The sequence below is a fragment of the Actinocorallia sp. B10E7 genome (genome assembly GCF_039871655.1).
In the GTDB taxonomy this organism is placed as follows: Bacteria; Actinomycetota; Actinomycetes; order Streptosporangiales; family Streptosporangiaceae; genus Actinocorallia.
On record NZ_JBDPLZ010000020.1, the window covers coordinates 1 to 16,322 of the forward strand.

The 16,322-nt window shown below is 68.9% G+C and carries 13 protein-coding genes and 1 pseudogene; 8 read left to right on the forward strand and 6 right to left on the reverse strand.

Going from position 1 to position 16,322, the window contains the following annotated elements:
- Window positions 1-779 precede the first annotated feature (779 nt).
- Window positions 780-1,169, forward strand: coding sequence for a hypothetical protein (locus ABGB12_RS34495; RefSeq protein ID WP_347684673.1), 390 nt, complete (start codon window positions 780-782; stop codon window positions 1,167-1,169).
- A 62-nt stretch (window positions 1,170-1,231) separates the two neighbouring features.
- On the opposite strand, the gene ABGB12_RS34500 is transcribed toward ABGB12_RS34495, so the two are convergent.
- Together ABGB12_RS34500 and ABGB12_RS34505 are read right to left on the reverse strand one after the other, a co-directional pair.
- A complete protein-coding gene (locus ABGB12_RS34500; RefSeq protein ID WP_347684675.1) occupies window positions 1,232-4,141 on the reverse strand; it encodes an NACHT domain-containing protein in 2,910 nt (969 codons plus the stop codon).
- A 266-nt stretch (window positions 4,142-4,407) separates the two neighbouring features.
- A pseudogene (locus ABGB12_RS34505) lies at window positions 4,408-4,638 on the reverse strand (transposase family protein); the annotation flags it as partial.
- Between the two features lie 179 nt (window positions 4,639-4,817).
- Here ABGB12_RS34505 and ABGB12_RS34510 point away from each other — a divergent pair.
- Together ABGB12_RS34510 and ABGB12_RS34515 are read left to right on the forward strand one after the other, a co-directional pair.
- Window positions 4,818-5,540 carry an ISL3 family transposase gene (locus ABGB12_RS34510; RefSeq protein WP_347684677.1) on the forward strand — a complete coding sequence of 241 codons (723 nt, stop codon included), beginning with the start codon at window positions 4,818-4,820 and terminating at the stop codon, window positions 5,538-5,540.
- A gap of 454 nt (window positions 5,541-5,994) precedes the next feature.
- Window positions 5,995-6,465 carry an NUDIX hydrolase gene (locus tag ABGB12_RS34515; RefSeq protein ID WP_347684679.1) on the forward strand — a complete coding sequence of 157 codons (471 nt, stop codon included), beginning with the start codon at window positions 5,995-5,997 and terminating at the stop codon, window positions 6,463-6,465.
- Window positions 6,466-6,613: 148 nt separating this feature from the next.
- Here the strand turns inward: ABGB12_RS34515 and ABGB12_RS34520 are convergent, their stop codons facing one another.
- From ABGB12_RS34520 to ABGB12_RS34530, 3 genes are all read right to left on the reverse strand, one after another.
- On the reverse strand, window positions 6,614-8,242 hold the full coding sequence (locus tag ABGB12_RS34520) for a long-chain fatty acid--CoA ligase (protein ID WP_347684681.1): 1,629 nt from the start codon (window positions 8,240-8,242) through the stop codon (window positions 6,614-6,616).
- A gap of 13 nt (window positions 8,243-8,255) precedes the next feature.
- Window positions 8,256-9,755: an aldehyde dehydrogenase family protein gene (locus ABGB12_RS34525; protein WP_347684683.1), complete on the reverse strand. Its 1,500-nt coding sequence runs from the start codon at window positions 9,753-9,755 to the stop codon at window positions 8,256-8,258.
- A gap of 148 nt (window positions 9,756-9,903) precedes the next feature.
- Window positions 9,904-10,587: a response regulator transcription factor gene (locus ABGB12_RS34530; protein ID WP_347684685.1), complete on the reverse strand. Its 684-nt coding sequence runs from the start codon at window positions 10,585-10,587 to the stop codon at window positions 9,904-9,906.
- A gap of 59 nt (window positions 10,588-10,646) precedes the next feature.
- Between ABGB12_RS34530 and ABGB12_RS34535 the strand changes: the two genes are divergently transcribed.
- The 5 genes from ABGB12_RS34535 to ABGB12_RS34555 all read left to right on the forward strand — a co-directional run bounded on the left by ABGB12_RS34535 (window position 10,647) and on the right by ABGB12_RS34555 (window position 15,407).
- The gene (locus ABGB12_RS34535; RefSeq protein ID WP_347684687.1) at window positions 10,647-11,948 is read left to right on the forward strand and encodes a HAMP domain-containing sensor histidine kinase; all 1,302 of its coding nucleotides are present in this window, start codon (window positions 10,647-10,649) and stop codon (window positions 11,946-11,948) included.
- Window positions 11,949-12,094: 146 nt separating this feature from the next.
- Window positions 12,095-12,289 carry a ferredoxin gene (locus ABGB12_RS34540; protein WP_347684689.1) on the forward strand — a complete coding sequence of 65 codons (195 nt, stop codon included), beginning with the start codon at window positions 12,095-12,097 and terminating at the stop codon, window positions 12,287-12,289.
- A gap of 187 nt (window positions 12,290-12,476) precedes the next feature.
- Window positions 12,477-12,884, forward strand: a complete 408-nt coding sequence (locus ABGB12_RS34545; protein ID WP_347684691.1) for a sterol carrier protein — start codon at window positions 12,477-12,479, stop codon at window positions 12,882-12,884.
- Between the two features lie 95 nt (window positions 12,885-12,979).
- Window positions 12,980-14,260 carry a cytochrome P450 gene (locus ABGB12_RS34550; protein ID WP_347684693.1) on the forward strand — a complete coding sequence of 427 codons (1,281 nt, stop codon included), beginning with the start codon at window positions 12,980-12,982 and terminating at the stop codon, window positions 14,258-14,260.
- 40 nt (window positions 14,261-14,300) lie between these two features.
- Window positions 14,301-15,407: an NDMA-dependent alcohol dehydrogenase gene (locus ABGB12_RS34555; RefSeq protein WP_347684695.1), complete on the forward strand. Its 1,107-nt coding sequence runs from the start codon at window positions 14,301-14,303 to the stop codon at window positions 15,405-15,407.
- 653 nt (window positions 15,408-16,060) lie between these two features.
- Here ABGB12_RS34555 and ABGB12_RS34560 read toward each other — a convergent pair.
- Complete coding sequence (locus tag ABGB12_RS34560) at window positions 16,061-16,300, reverse strand: DUF397 domain-containing protein (RefSeq protein WP_347684697.1); 240 nt, start codon at window positions 16,298-16,300, stop codon at window positions 16,061-16,063.
- Window positions 16,301-16,322 lie beyond the last annotated feature (22 nt).

Consider the following 16,322-nt stretch of genomic DNA (forward strand, 5'->3'; position numbering starts at 1 on the left):
CCAAAGAGATCATGCGCTGCCTGAAACGCTACATCGCCCGAGAGATCTTCAAGATCCTGACCAGGGCAAACACCCTCAGCGAGGAAGGCCTGCACGCAGCTTGACACGACATAGGAGCATCCCGAAGATTCCGGACAGCGAGAGGCATCCGCTCATGCCGAAGGCAGGGCGTGGCCAGCGGGGGACCGGTCGGGCGTCATCGGGGTCTGGTCGATATCTGATCGTGGGCTGGGTCAGCGGGGGGCTCAAGGCGAGTGATGAACAGCAGAACTCGGCTGGGGGTCAAGGGCCGCAGGTTCAAATCCTGTCGTCCCGACGGTAAAGCAGCAGGTCAGAGGCCTGATCGCTCACAGAGTGATCAGGCCTCTCGGCTTTGTGACCGTCGTTTGACCGCGGCCCCGAACGTGCCGACCGGTTCTGACCGCTGACCCTCGATCTCATCCCTGACCAGTGGGTTCACGGTCAACGAGGCCTCGCTGGGCTCCGTGTTCAAACGAACTTCGCGTGGTTTTGAATTTCGGTGCGCTTTGTCGTTCCCCTCAGGGTTCTGATCTTGATCTACGACGTAAAGGCCGTAGGTTGGGATGCCCGAAATGGAAAAGCATCCGAAGCCTCTGGTGGGGCGGAGGGTTGTGAGAGATCAACCGTCCTACCAGGGGTTTCTTCGCGTTCTCGGCCCGCCGTACCGCCCGCGACCATGCCGTGATCAGCTACACCGTCCGGGTTGGTGGAAAAGGTTCCGTGCATGGGCCGGAGAATCACATTTCTGGTGTGATCTGTTGGCTCAGTTCGCCTTTGCGCTGAGCCGGTATGAGCAGTTCAAGAACACCATCGCACCCACCGCGGTAAGGGCGCTCCTCTTGCGAGACGCCGCTTCCAGGCCAGAGGGACTGGAGCACGGCGAACCGATCGGAATCGCCGCTCATGCGACCTGGCGATATCTCTTCGAAGGCCTGGTCGTCGCTTCGGGAGCCTGCGATCCCCAGGCACTGATCTGGTCCATTCGCGTGATCGGTGTTCTCATGTGCCCGGACGCCTCACGCCATCAAGCCGTACGCGAGCATTGCCTGGCACCGATCATCAGGGAGGGCCGGACCGAGGTTCGGGAAGAGGTCCGTGATCGCCTGAGCGGGGCCTTTCCCGAAGACCCTCGGTTCTCCCGGTCGTAGTCCCTGCGAAGAACGCGCCGCGCGAGCCGTGGGAATGGTCGGGAACCAGGAGACCTGCGGTCTCAGCGGTTGAGGTGTGAGGCCAGTTCTACGAGATGGAAGGCGCCATCGATGCTGCCGAGGGCGAGGAAGTCCTCGGCGGGGTGGAAGGCGACGCTGGTGACGTGGCCCGCGTCGGGGATCTGGATGAGGGCCCTGGGGGAGGTGGGGTTGGAGACGTCCCAGATGTTGGCTCCGCCGGCTGCGGAGCCGGTAGCCAGCAAGGTACCGGGGGCGTTGAAGGCGACGGCCTGGGCGGCGTGGACCGCCGTCCATGAGAGCAGTTCGGGCTCCTGGGGGCTCCAGAGGGTCACCGCCTCCTGCCCGCCGACCGCCAAGACGGTGCCCGAGGGGTCGAACTCCATCGAGAGAACCCAGCCGACCTGTGCCTCCAGGGTATGGAGCAGCCGCGGGCGAGCGAGGTCAGAGATGTCCCAGAGAAGCACGAGGCCATCACGCCCGGCCGTTGCCAGCAGGGTCCCACCGGGGTCGAAGGCGACGGCGCGGGTCGGTTCCCGATGCGCCTCCAGGACGGACAGAGGCTCGAGAACGCCCTCGTTGACTGACCACAACCGCACGTCGGTGTCCGCACCGCAGCTCGCGAGGGTGCTCCCGTCGGGGGAGAAGGCGAGCCCGACGACGGCGCCCCGATGCGCCTGGTCGAACGTCCACAGCTGGGTCGGCCTGCTCGGGTCGGACAGGTCGAACAGGCCGATGCTCCACAGCATCGTGCCGGTGGCTAGGAGCCGGCCGTCCGGGCTCACTGCGAGCGCATAGATCACCGGCGTGAGGTTGTGCTCCGGCTCATGACCGACCCAGCTCTCCACGACGGGATTCATGCGGTCGGCGACGTCCCAGACCAGGACCCGGTAGGTCGCGCCGCCCGCCACGACACGGACGCCGTCCGGCAGGAACGCCATGGCGATGACGGCCTCATCATGCCCGGTGACCGGCGGGCGGAGCCGCTCCTCCAAGAGCACATGCCTGAACTGGAACAGCGGTCCGACCTGCCGGAGCACGTTGCGCCGCTGAGCGTCCTCAAGGAACGCCAGGAGGCGCAGCGGAGTGCCGCGCCGCATCCGCCACCAGAGGCGCGCGAGGAGGAAACGACCCCACGCGCTGGTCAGAAACGCCTGGGAACCGACCACGATGCCCAGCGGCAGCCCGTAGGCGGGGAGGACCTGCAGCGCCAGACCGAGCACGGTGCCCGAGACGAGACCTTCGAATGTCTGGAGGAACGCGAGCCGCCGATCCCAGGCGAGTGCTCGGCGGGGAGTGGCCAAGGCGATGTCGGCGGGCGAGTCGAAGTTCAGCATCGCGCGCAACGGTCCGGGCAGCCAGTTGCCGACCGCAGTGAGCGCACCGGCCAGAAGCGCGGCGTGCCAGCCTTTGCCCAAGCCAGCGGCCCACCCCTCCTGCCAGCCGGTGAGGACCCCGAGCAGGAGGCCGACCGCGAGCCCGATCTGCAGGCCGCTGACCAGCGCGAGCCTGACGTTGACCCGGAGCGATGCGGCGGTCGGCAGGCGCAGCACCACCCGGCGGGGCTGGCCGTCGGCCACCGCGATGGGTACGACACGAGAGCCGTACCTGGCGGTCACGAAGGCGACCACGGCCATGAGCAGGGCGATGAACGCGTCCTCAAAGATGAGGACGACCAGGTAGCAGGCGACCGTGATGAACCAGCGGTCGAACTCACGCGGATCTCCGATCGCGCGTTGCAGCTGCCACCAGGCGAGGTCGTGCGTGCGGCGAAGGTCGAGTTCGGCCGCCAGCGCGGACAGGCTCATGCGGGCCCGTTCGACGTCGCGTTCGGCGCGCATCCGCCGATCGGTTCCGACCGGGCGCCGGTAGGCCGCGGTGAGGAACGCGCCGAGCAGATGGTTCTTGATCCGGTCGGCGGTGGGGAAACGACCGGGGTCAAGGAGCTCGGCCGGGTCGGGCAGCACTGTGCCGTCCCTGACATGCCGGGGGACGGGATTGTAGAGGAACCGGGCGAGGCCGAGCATCAGCGGAGTCTCCAGGGCCCTGCTCACCGGGGCGGCAGGGTCCTCGCGGAGGCGCGCGAAGATCGGCTCCCAGCGTTGGGCCGAGGCCTCCCCCGAGGCCCCCGCCCGCAGATAGTCGATCATCAGATCGGTGGAGAGGATCTCCAGCTCGATGATCGCCGCTCCCCTGAGCCGTACGGGGAGGCCACCGCCGGCCGCGTCGACCGCTGCGGCGTATTCGACGGTGCGGCTGGTGAGGACCAGCGGCATTCCCGGCCGCAACGCCTCGTTCAGGGCGGCGATCGCGAAACCGCGAACCGCGGGGTCGAGTTCGTCGAGCCCGTCGAGCACTGGGAGGATCAGCTGATCCTCGACCAGCGCCTCGGCGAGGGTCGTGCCCTCACGCTCCGCGTAAGGAGCACCGAGACCTCCATAGGTCAGGGTGAGCCTGCCGACGATCCACTGGGCGAGCGGTTGCTCCTCGGGGTTCCACGAGGCGAGGCTCAAGACGACGGGCACCGGCCCGTCGGCACGGCGCTCATCGAGGAGCTGACGCGCGAGGTGTGACGCAAGGGTGGTCTTTCCCGAGCCCGGCTCGCCGAGGACGACGAGACGCGCGGTGGGGATCCGGGTGAAGGTCCTGGTGATGTCTTCAAGGGTTCCTCGCAGTTCCCGCGGACTGCGGATGGCGGAGATCCGCCGGTGGAAAGGGGGCCGAGCGGTGCGGGCGGTCCGTTCGAGGTCCGTCCAACCGACTCCGAGGCTCTGGACGCCGCCCGCGCCCGTGAACCCTACGGGCAACCGCCAAGGCGCATCGGTCTCCTGCCGTGCCGCCTCCGCGTCTAGCTCCGCTTTGACCACTGCCGCGAGTTCGCGGGCGACGGCCGTCAAGGTCCGCGACGGCGCCATCTTCTTGTAGGAGGCCCACTGCACCCAGCAAGCGGTCACCGCGGCTGAGAGTGAGACCGCAGCCGAAACCCCCCCGACGACATCGGAATCCCAGTTCTTCCATGCCAGGGCGGCTATTCCCGCCGCAGACAACGCGATCACCACGGTGATCAGTGGGACCGAAATTCGTCGACGACGCCGATCGTTCAACCGTGCCTCCATCTCCCGCCATAAATCTACGAGCCGACCGACCCCGCTGCACCCCTCTTTCTGATCCGTGAGAATTCGGGAGGGAAATTCGAGGAATCAGAGGGACTGAGCCTCTTTCATCCTCGGGCGGCTTGAGCGGTTCGGTGGTTCTGCAGAACGGCGATCGCTTTGACCAGGGGGTCGGCCTTGCCGGGGCTGCACCGCAGCTTGTGCAGAATGCGCCATGACTTCAGCTGCGCATTGGCGCGCTCGCCGGGCCCGCGCAGCTTGGCGTGCGAGCGGTTGGCCTGCTTCTGTCCTGCGGGCTTGTTCCTGACCTTGTACGGGGTGATGACGACCGCGGCCTCGGCTCCCTGATAAGCCTAATGAGCAGATAGGGCCCGGTCTGGTGGCTGCGAGAGAGACCTGATGAGTAGGCGGCGCTGGCTGTGGAGAGGGTTTTCAGGTCGGGACGGTCGGTGCGGATCTGGACGAGAACAGGCAGTGTGCAGGCCGACTGCCCGGGCTGCGGCTGGTGTCTCGGCGGGTGCACAGCCGGTATGAGCGGCGGCTGTGTGATACCGCGACCGGTGGCCAGGAGACGGTCATTCATCTGGAGGTCCGGCGGTTCTTGTGCCGCGCTGAGGCGTGTCCGAAGAGGACCTTCGTCGAGCAGGTGCCCGGGCTGACCAGCCGTTACGGCCGTCGCAGCGTCGGGCTTCGCACGGTTCTGGGCGAGGTGGCGTCGGCGTTGGGCGGCCGAGCAGGTTCTCGTCTGGCCGAGCAACTCGCGGCGGCGGTGAGCCGGATGACGCTGGTCAGGATGATCCGCGGCCTTCCCGACCCGGCTATGGCCACGGGCCCGCGCGTGCTGGGCGTGGACGACTTCGCGCTCCGGCGTGGCCATACCTACGGCACTGTCCTTATCGACCCCACCGCCGGCCGTCCCATCGACGTGCTGCCCGATCGGACGGCAGACACGCTGGCCGCGTGGCTGAAGGGCCATCCCGGAGTCGAGGTCATCTGCCGGGACCGTGCCGGCGGCTACGCCGAAGGCGCCTCCCGCGGTGCCCCTGAGGCGATCCAGGTCGCTGATCGCTGGCACATGTGGAGCAATCTGGGCGACGCCGTCGAACGCGTCGTCGCCCGGCATCGTGACCAACTGCGCGCCCTACCTCCGCCCCCGAACAACCCGACCGGGCCCGCCCGCCGTCCCGGCAGAGCCCGACCCCGGCCAGCGGGCCGAACTACGGACCGGGCCGTTCGCTGAACGTGTCCGCCACCGTCACGCCGCCATCCACCACCTCCTCGCCCAGGGCCAGGACCTGCGCACCATCGCACGTTCCCTCGGCCTGGCCCGCAACACCTTCCGCAGGTTCGCCCACGTCGCCATGCCCGAGGAACTCCTGGTCGACACCGGAACCGGCCGCTGTCCAGACTCCTCGACGGCCACGCCGCCTACCTCCTGCAACGCTGGAACAAGGGCTGCACCAACGCCGCACAGCTCTGCCGGGAACTCCGCGAACACGGCCACCAGGTTCACAGCCGCGCGGTCCGCGACTACGTCCGCGCTTGGCGCTCGACCGTCCCGGCCACACCCATCCGCGTCATGAGCCGCCGAGTCATGCTGAGCCTCCGCACCACCCGCGTCGGCAAACGCAGCCGCGAGCTCTCCGAACTCGCCCGCCGTATGAAAGCCCTCTGACCCTTCTAAAGTCGATCCCGTGACCACGGACCCGACCGCAAGCTTCGCCCGCCCCGTCGTGGCAGCCGGAGTCCTCTTCTTCGACGACCAGGACCGTGTCCTCCTCGTCGTCCCCTCCTACAAGGACTACCGAGACATCCCCGGCGGCTACGTCGAACACGGCGAAACTCCCTCCCAAGCCGCCGCACGCGAGGTCCACGAAGAACTCGGCATCGCACCGCCCATCGGCCGCCTTCTCCTCACCGACTGGGCACCCGACGACGCCGAAGGAGACAAACTCCTCTACGTCTTCGACGGCGGCATCCTCACCCAAGACCACCTGGCCGAGATCCAACTCGACCCCGCCGAGATCACCGCCATCGAATTCCACGACGTCGAGCGCGCCCGCACTCTCACCGTCGAACGCCTCGCCCGCCGTCTCCACCACGGCAAAGCCGCCCGCGCCGACGGCACCACCCGCTACCTCGAACACGGCCGACTCGCTCCTTGAACACCGCGTGGAACACCGGAGTGTCGGCGTGATGCCGCACCTGGGGCAGATCAATCTGATCGTTCCCGGCTCGTCCTCTGTTCGCGCCGGCTCCTGAACGTCCTGGTCACCGGGCCGCCGTGGGCGGGCGGTGACCAGGACGGGGAGATCAGCCGATGGTCAGGACGTCGTAGGCCCCTTCCGCGTAACGGCTGCGGAGGAGCTTCTTGTCGAACTTGCCCACGCTGGTGCGGGGGACCTGGTCGATGAACGTCCAGCGCTCCGGGAGCCACCAGCGGGCGACCTTGTCCTCCAGCCAGTCCCTGAGCTCCTCGGGAGTGACGGACGCGTTCTCCTTGACGACCACGGCGGCCAGCGGGCGTTCCTGCCACTTGTCGTCGGGCACTCCGACGACGACGGCCTCCAGGAGCGCCGGGTGTCCCGCGAGCAGGTTCTCCAGTTCCACCGAGGAGATCCACTCGCCACCGGACTTGATGACGTCCTTCGCCCGGTCGGTCAGCGTCATGAACCCCTGCGGGTCGATGTGGCCGATGTCGCCGGTCCGCAGCCAGCCCTGATCGAACTTGTCGGTGCTGTCGTCGCGGTAGTAAGAGCCGGTGATCCACGGCCCGCGCACCTCGATCTCACCGACGGTGACGCCGTCGTGGGGCAGGACGTTCCCCGCGTCGTCGACGATGCGGATCTCCACGCCGCAGATCGCGCGGCCCTGGGTGGTGCGCTGGGCCCAGTGCCGGTCCTCCGAGATGCCGGCCGGGGGACGGGCCACCGCTGCCAGGGGCGAGGTCTCGGTCATGCCCCACGCCTGGATGATGGGCACGCCGTATTTGTGCTCGAACTCCTTCATCATCGACAGGGGGACCGCCGATCCTCCGCACGCCACCATCCGCAACGAGGAGATGTCGTGCCCCGGCTCCTTCTCCAGCAGTTGGAGCACGTCGTTCCAGATCGTCGGCACCGCCCCGGCGAGGGTCGGCCGCTCCCGCTCGATCATCTCCACCAGCGGCCCGGCCTGCAGGAACCGGTCCGGCAGGAGCAGTTCGGCACCCGCCATGAGGGCGGCGTACGGCAGGCCCCAGGCGTTGGCGTGGAACATCGGCACCACCGGCAGGATCCGGTCGGACTGGCCCACCGACAGCCCGTTGACCGTGCAGGCCGCGAGCGAGTGCAGGTAGGTGGACCGGTGGCTGTAGACGACACCCTTGGGGTCCCCGGTCGTGCCGCTCGTGTAGCACATGGCGGCGGCCGAGGTCTCCTCCACCTCCGGCCAGTCGAACTCCGGTGACTCCGCGGCGAGCAGTTCCTCATAGCGCAGGACGGTCTTGCCCGAAGTCTGGAGCGGGCCGAGGTCCCCCTCGCCGACCGCGATGACGGTGCGCACCGTCCGCAGCCCCGCCAGCGCCCCCGCCAGCAGCGGGGCCAGCGACAGGTCGACCACGACGATCTGGTCCTCGGCATGGTCGGCGATGAAGGAGATCTGCTCGGCGGACAACCTGATGTTGAGAGTGTGCAGGACCGCGCCCATGGAGGGCACGGCGCAGTACATCTCCAGGTGTTCCTGGTTGTTCCACTGGAAGGTGGCCACACGCTGTCCGGCGGTGACCCCGAGCCGGCGCAGCGCGTTGGCCAGTCGTCCGACCCGCTGTCCCAGCTCCGCATAGCTGCTCCGGCGGAAGCCGTCGCCGGTCGCCGTGATCACCTGCCGGTCGGCGTGCACGCTCGTCCCATGCCGCACGATCGAGCTGATGGACAGGGGGAAGTCCTGCATGGTGCTGTGCATGTCGATCCTTACTTCAGTCGAGGCCGACCCAGACGGACTTGGTCTGGGTGAAGCCGAGCAGTGACTCCTCGCCGAGGTCCCGGCCGTATCCCGACGCCTTGTATCCGCCGAAGGGGGCGGCCGGGTCGAGCATGTTGTAGGTGTTCACCCAGACGGTTCCGGCTTGCAGGCCGTGCGCCACGCGGTGGGCACGTTTGATGTCGCTGGTCCACACGCCGGCCGCGAGCCCGTATTCGGTGGAGTTGGCCCGTCTGACGGCCTCTTCTTCGTCGTCGAAGGTCAGTACCGAGAGCACCGGGCCGAAGATCTCCTCGGAGGCGATGGCCATGTCGTCGCGGACGTCGGTGAAGATCGTGGGCCGCAGGTAGTAGCCGTCCGAGAGCGGGCCGTCCGGCCGCTCCCCTCCGCACACCAGGGTCGCGCCCTGGTCGCGTCCGGACTCGACGTAGCGCATGACGCGCTCCAGCTGCGTGGCCGAGACCAGGGGGCCCATCTCGGTGTCGTCCGCCAGACCGTGGCCGAGCCGGATCTCCCGGGCCGCCTTCTCCAGTTCGCCGACCAGGTCGTCGTGCGCGTCGCGGTGGACCATCAACCGCGAACCCGCGCAGCAGACCTGCCCCTGGTTGAGGAAGATCCCCGTCAGCGCGCCCTGCGCGGCCAGCGCCAGGTCGGCGTCGGGGAAGACGATGTTCGCGGACTTGCCGCCGAGTTCGAGCGTCAGCTTCTTCAGGCTGCCGGCACTGGCGGTGACGATGCGGCGGCCGGTGGCCGTCGACCCGGTGAAGGAGATCTTGGCCACGCCGGGGTGCTCGATCAGCGCCTGGCCGGCCTGGTGGCCGTAACCCGTCACCAGGTTGATCACCCCGGGCGGGAAACCCGCCTCGGCGGCCAGCTCGACCAGCCGCAGGGCGCTGAGGGACGTCATCTCCGAGGGCTTGAGCACCACCGTGTTGCCCGCGGCCAGCGCGGGCGCCAGTTTCCAGGTGGCCATCAGCAGCGGGAAGTTCCACGGAACGATCGCCCCGACCACGCCCAGCGGCTCCCGCCGGGTGTACACGAACGACTGGCCGACCATCGGGGAGATCGGCGGCGTCTGCCCGCTGAGCTTGGTGGGCCATCCGGCGTAGTAGCGCCAGGACTGGGCGGCCAGGCCGACGTCGAGGTAGAGCGACTCGGTCATCGGCTTGCCGTTGTCCAGAGTCTCCAGCATCGCCAGTTCCCCGGCGTTCTCCTCGATCAGGACGGAGAGGTCCGACAGCAGCCGGCCGCGGGCGTCCGGGCTGAGCTCCCGCCACGAGGGGAAGGCGGCGCTCGCGGCGGCGACGGCGCGGTCCACGTCGGCCGCGGTGCCCGCCGCGATCCGGGTCAGCACCTCTCCGGTCGCCGGGTCCAGAGTCTCGATCTCTCCGCCCTCGGCGGCGCCCGCGGCCCGGCCGCCGATGATGATGCTCCGGGGCGCGCGGTCCAGGAGCGGACGGAGTTCTTCAGGGGGTCGGATCTGTGGGGTGGTCATCCAGGATCGCCTTTCTGCCTGGGTCGTTCGGAGCCTGAGGCGGCTTCCGGACGGGCAATGGCGAGTGTGGCAACCGGCGAGCGGCGGTCACCATGGCCGGACAGGCCATCGCTGGCCCCTCAGGGCCAAGGCGCGAGGCACACGGGGCTCAGTGAGCCTGGCCGTTCTCCGGTTGGAGGGCCAGATCGTCCAGCAGGCCGAGACGCCCGGCCATGCCGGCCGCCTCGATCCGGTTCGCCGCGCCGATCTTGTGCAGCAGCGAGGCCACCATGCGTTTGCCGGTGCGTTCGGACACCAGCATCCGCTGCGCGATCTCGGCCGTCTCCATGCCCGAGGCCAGGAACAACCAGAGTCTGAGCTCCTGGGAGGTCAGCTTGTCCAAGAGTTCGGAGCGCGTTCTCCGAGAGCCTGCGAGCAGGGCGTCCAGCAAGGGGCGGTCGAGCACGTGGAGGCCGGAGGCGAGGGCCTGCAACGGGGCCACCAGCGCGTCCGGGTCCGAGGTCTTGGGCAGATAGCCGTCCGCGCCCTCCCGCAGCGCCCGGTCGGCGAGTTCGATGTCGTCGGAGCCGGACAGGGCGAGTACTTTGGTCTGCGGGCAGCGCTTCTTGATCTGGCGGATCGCGACGAGCCCGCCCAGCGGCGGCATCGTGAGGTCGACGATCGCCAGGTCGGCGTGGCAGGCCGCGGCCAGGGACGCGGCCTCCTCGACGTGGGTGGTGTGGCCGGCCACCTCGAAGCAGCCGCCCGGCCGGTTGGCCAGCAGGAGGGCGAGCCCCTGCGCGAACAGGGCATGGTCATCGACGATGATCACGACATACTTCTTGCCTGTCATCGCCATCACGTTACCCCGAGGTTTCCGATGAGCGACAGGGTGATCTGGGAGGGGCTGCCATGACCAGCGGACGATCGCCGCTCCCCGCCGGGTCCGGCGGGGAGCGGCCCACCCGGCTCGAATGGATCGTGGCGTCGGTGCGGGTGCTGGTGGTGCTCTCCATCGGTGTTCTGCTGCTGGCCGGTCCCGACGCGTCGCGCCGGCACCTGACCGCGGCCCTGACGATCTTCGCCGTCGCGCTCGTATACGCCTGCGCGAGCGTGTTCAACCTCAGGTGGGAACTGAGCCATACCCGGGCCGCCTGGGTGCTCACCGTCGTGGACGCGACGCTCGCCCTGCTGGTGGTCGGGTCCACCGGCGGCGCGGCGAGCCCGGCCGTCTCGATCCTGGTCCTGGTGGTGGTGGCCGCCGCGATCCGGCTGGGCCCGTGGGCCACCTTCCTGCTCACGGCCGTCCTGGCCGCGGCCTACACGATGATCGCCCTGTGGGTCGACGACGGCTGGGCCCCGCTGCGTGAGCGCGGATTCCAGGCCGGCTGGTGGGCCGCCTACCTGGTCTTCATCGCGGCGCTCGGCGGAAGCCTGTCGATCCTCGCCGAGCGGGAGCGGCACGCGCGTCTGCTCGCGCGGGTCGAAGCCGAGGCCGAGCACGCCGCCGCCGAGGAGGAACGGGACCTGCGGGCCAGGCTGCTCAACGCCTACCAGGCCCAGCAGGACGGGCTGCGCGTCATCCTCCACGAGTTCCGCACCCCGGTGTCCTCCCTCGGCGCGCTCACCCGAATGCTCGCCGAGCCGTCGGCCAAGATGTCAGAAGAAGACCGCCGGGCCGGCCTGCGACTGGCGGCCGAGCACGTCGAGCATCTCGCGGACATGCTCGACGCGCTCGGCGACGTCGCGGCCAGCCGGGCCCCGGAGTTCGGCGCGGGACGCACACGCTCCGTCGACCTCAGGGAGTTCCTGCTCGCGGCGGGCGACGCAGTGGGGCTGAGACCGCCGAGGCTGCGGCTGGAACTGCCCGCCGACCCCGGTCCGATCCGGATCGACGCCCAGCGGCTGCGGAGAGTACTGATCAACCTGCTGGAGAACGCCGCCCGGCACAGCGGGGACGAGCCGGTCGAGGTGCGCGCCGCGACAGAGCAGGGCACGCTGGTCGTCAGCGTGTCCGACCGGGGGCCGGGGGTCCCGCCGGAGCACCTGGGAGAGATCACGGGCAAGTTCGTCAGCCTCGGCGGACGGCACGGGACGGCCGGGCTCGGGCTGTGGATCGTTCAGCAGATCCTGCAGGCCATCGGCGGAAGCGTGCATTTCGACAACCGGCCCGGCGGAGGGCTCGTCGCCACATGCGAGGTCCCCGTCCGCTGAGCGCGCCCGGCCGCAGGACGGGTGGAGGCGCCGCGGAAGGGTGGAACGGCGGGGCCAAACCTGGCACGCGCTGACCGCTGCCCGCGTCCCGTCGCGCGCCCATACTCCTCGACGCCACCAGCTACACCGTCCCGGGGAGGACCACGATGCGCGTGACCGTCGATCTTGATCTCTGCATGGGGCACGGCCAGTGCCTGCTCGCGGCGCCCGAGGTCTTCGACCTGTCCGACGAGACCGAACAGGTCGTCCTGCTCGATCCTGCTCCGGCCGAGGACCAGGAGCCCAGGGTCCGGCGGGCGGCCTCCATGTGCCCCGCCGGGGCGATCAAGATCCAGGACTGAACCGGCGTGGACGGGCCGTGCGCGGGCCGGAGAACGGCCCGCGCAGGCCACGGTCTGGCACTCGCGACCGTCGCCGCGGCCGTCCTCCCGACCTCACGATGAAGCACACGGCGCCGTATGACGCAGGTCACGTTCGAGGCGCCGGAACGGGCCGGACGTACCGGCCCGGAAGAAGGAGGAACAAGACATGGGTGTGTTCAAAGACGCCTCCGAGGTGCATGTCTACCTCGGCGGGATCTTCGAGAAGGCCATGGAGGACACCGAGCTCTCCGCGGAACTCGCGGCCTCCGGAGTGGTGCTGCGCGTCGGTTACACCGACCCGGAGTCGCAGATCACCGTGGACATGCCGAACCGGAAGGTCTACGCGGGCCCCTGCGACCTCTCCCCGACCGTCGAGCTGTTCATGTCGGCGGACATGGGCAACCGGTTCTGGCTCGGCAAGGTGAACCTGCCCGTCGCGATGGCCAAGGGCCAGGTGCGCGCCAAGGGACCCGTGCCCAAGATCCTCAAGCTGATCCCGGTCACCAAGAAGCTCTTCCCCCGCTACGAGGAGATGCTGCGCGCGGGCGGCCGCGAGGACCTGATCAACGCCTGACCGTTCAGATCTGGGGGGCGACCCCCGGACCCCCGCAAACGGATCAGCCGATCCTCGCTTCGCCGCGGTCGTCTGATCCGGAAAGGACCCCCCCGATGCCCACCCCAGACCTGCCCGTGCAGACGACGCACGGCGACATCGACCTCAGCTCCCGGGCCTTCTGGGCGCAGTCCATGGAGGAACGGGACGCGGCGTTCGCCGTCCTGCGCCGGGAGAACCCGGTGCCGTGGAGCCGGCCGGCCGAGTCCGACCTGCTCCCCGAGGACGACAACACCCGCGGTTTCTGGTCCCTGACCAAGCACGAGGACATCCGCATGGCCAGCCGCCATCCGGAGATCTTCTCCTCGGCGGGCGGCATCACCATGGAGGACTTCACTCCGGAGATGACCGAGATCGCCCAGTCGTTCATCGCCATGGACGCGCCCCGCCACACCCAGCTGCGCGGGATCACGATGGAGGCGTTCAAGCCGAAGAACATGCGGCGGCTCGAGGGCTGGATCCGCGGCCACGCCCGCGACCTCGTCTCGGAGATGGCGAGTCTCGGCGAGGGCGACTTCGTCAAGCTCGTCTCGATCGAACTGCCCGGCCGGATCTTCGGCAGCTTCTTCGGCCTGCCGCCGGGCGAGATCCACGCCAAGACGATCGACGCGGCCCAGCGGCTGCTGTCCTGGCCCGACCCCGACGTCTGCGGCGACCAGACGGGGCTCGAGCTGTTCGCGGGGTCCGTGCTCGACCTGCACGAGACCGCGGCCTACCTCGTCCCGCTGCGCCGGGACAACCCCGGCGACGACCTCATGACCTGGCTGGTCCAAGCCGAGTTCGAGGGCGAGAAGATGAAGGACGAGGAGATCGCCGCGTTCTTCGTCCTCCTCGCGGTCGCGGCCAACGACACCACGCGGCACGCCTCGGCCCAGGCGATCCACGCCTTCTCCAAGTACCCGGAGCAGCGCGCGCTCCTGCTGGAGGACGTGCCGGGCCGCGTCGAAGGCGCGGTCGAGGAGGTGCTGCGCTGGGTGTACCCGCTGCTGCACATGCGCCGCACCGCCACGCGCGACATCACCGTGCGCGGCTCGGAGATCAAGGCCGGGGACAAGGTCGTCCTCTGGTACTGCTCGGGCAACCGGGACGAGGAGGTCTTCAAGGACCCCTTCACCTTCGACATCCTGCGCAGCCCGAACCCGCACATCACCTTCGGCGGCGGCGGACCGCACTTCTGCCTCGGCGCCGCCCTCGCGCGCACCATGCTCAAGGCGCTGCTGACCGAGGTCTACACCCGCATCCCGGACATCCGCGCCCCCGAGCCGGACTTCCTGGTCGCGAACTTCATCAACGGGATCAAGAGCCTGCCCGCCACCTGGACACCCGAACGTCCCTGACGGACCGGACACCGCGAGAAACACCACGAGGAGCAATCACATGAAGACCAAAGCCGCGGTCCTGTGGGGACTGAACGAGAAGTGGGAGATCGAGGAGGTCGAGCTGGACTCGCCCAAGGAGGGCGAGGTCCTGGTCAAGATGGTCGCGAGCGGGTTGTGCCACTCCGACGAGCACCTCGTCACCGGCGACATTCCGATCCCGTTCCCGGTGGTCGGCGGCCACGAGGGCGCGGGAATCATCGCCGGAGTCGGCCCCGGGGTCACCGAGGTCCAGGAGGGCGACCCGGTCGTCCTCAGCTTCCTGCCGGCCTGCGGCCGATGCTCGTACTGCGCGCGCGGGAAGACGTACCTGTGCGACCTGGGCGGCGCGATCGTCCTGGGCCCGCAGCTCGACGGTACCTACCGGTTCCACTCCCGCGGCCAGAACCTCGGCCAGATGTGCGTGCTCGGGACTTTCTCGGAGTACACGGTGGTCCCGATGGCGTCGGTGGTCAAGGTCGACGGCGGCGTGCCGCTGGACAAGGCCGCGCTCGTCGGCTGCGGCGTGACGACCGGTTACGGCAGCGCGGTGCGGACCGGCGAGACGCGTCCCGGCGACACCGTTGTGGTGATGGGCGTCGGCGGCCTCGGCGTCAACGCCGTCCAGGGCGCCCGGATCGCCGGAGCGCGCCACATCATCGCGGTCGACCCGGTGGAGTTCAAGCGCGACAAGGCGCGGGAGTTCGGCGCCACGCACACGGCGGCCTCGGCCGACGACGCCTGGGAGCTGGTCAGCGAGCTCACCTGGGGCCGTCTCGCCGACGTCTGCGTGCTGACCACCGACGTCGCCGAGGGCGAGTACGTGGGCCAGGCCCTGAGTCTGGTCGGCAAGGGCGGACGCGTGGTGGTCACGGCCGTCGGCCACCCCGAGAGCATGACGGTGAACGCCTCCCTGTTCGAGCTGACCCTGTACGAGAAGCAGATCCGCGGCTCGCTGTTCGGCTCCTCCAACCCGCAGCACGACATTGTCAGCCTCCTCAACCTGTACCGGACCGGACAGCTCAAGCTGGACGAGCTGATCACCCGGGAGTACGCACTCGAGGACATCAACCAGGGCTACGCCGACATGCGCGACGGCCTCAACATCCGGGGCCTGATCAGGTTCTGAGCCCGGCTCAGGCCCGCCTCTCCAAAGCCGGGGATCGGCCGGCGGCTGCGCCGAGCCGTCGGCCGATCCTCCTCCCGAACCGACGCCGATGGCGTCATCGGCTTCAGCGGCCGACGGTGCGGCGACGCCGCTGAAGCCGATCCCGAAAACCGCCCAAACCGTGTACGGAGAAGAGCACGAACCGTTCCGCCGGACCGTGCGCTCCTTCATCAAGACCGAGGTAGCCCCTACGACGAGGAGCGGGAGACACGCAAGATCGTCGACAGGTCCATGTGCCGCGAAGCGGGCAGGGCCGGGATGCTGATGTTCCCCGCCCCGCGACCTGACGGCGTTCCTGCGCGACTGGGTGCACACGCCCCTGGAAAGCCGCTGGTCCTCGCCGACGCCTTCTCCTTCGCCGAACGGCATCCAGCGGATGCGGCGGTATCGAGATCTGGCATTGCCCGGCACCATGGAGTCAGCGAAAAGCTCCAAGACGACACAAAGCAGCACAGCCGGTCACCGGTCAGTACCCGGAGCTCATGCGTCGAGCAGGCTCTTGATCAGCGGGTCCGGGGTTCGAGTCCCTGGCGGTGCACCATCCGTCCACCAGCGTGTTCATGGTTTCGATCATGGGAGCGCTGCTGGCGTTCATGGGTAGGTTCGTCCCCGTGCTAGCGGTCTTTTACGCCTTGGACCAGCGCGGCCAGAGCCGAGCGGCTCACGGTCAGGTGCGGAGCCTCGGGGTGCTTGCTGTCCCTGATCCCGCTCAGGGCCACGGTATCGCCCTCGTTGAGAGCCTTGGCGCCGATGCGCTTGAAGGCCATCTGGAACCCGCGCACCCTGTCGGGAGCGGAGGCCAGAGTTCCCCCTCCCGTGGTCTCGGTGTAAACGTACGGCCTTTCGGCTTCCATGACCTTGAAGGACGACGACAGC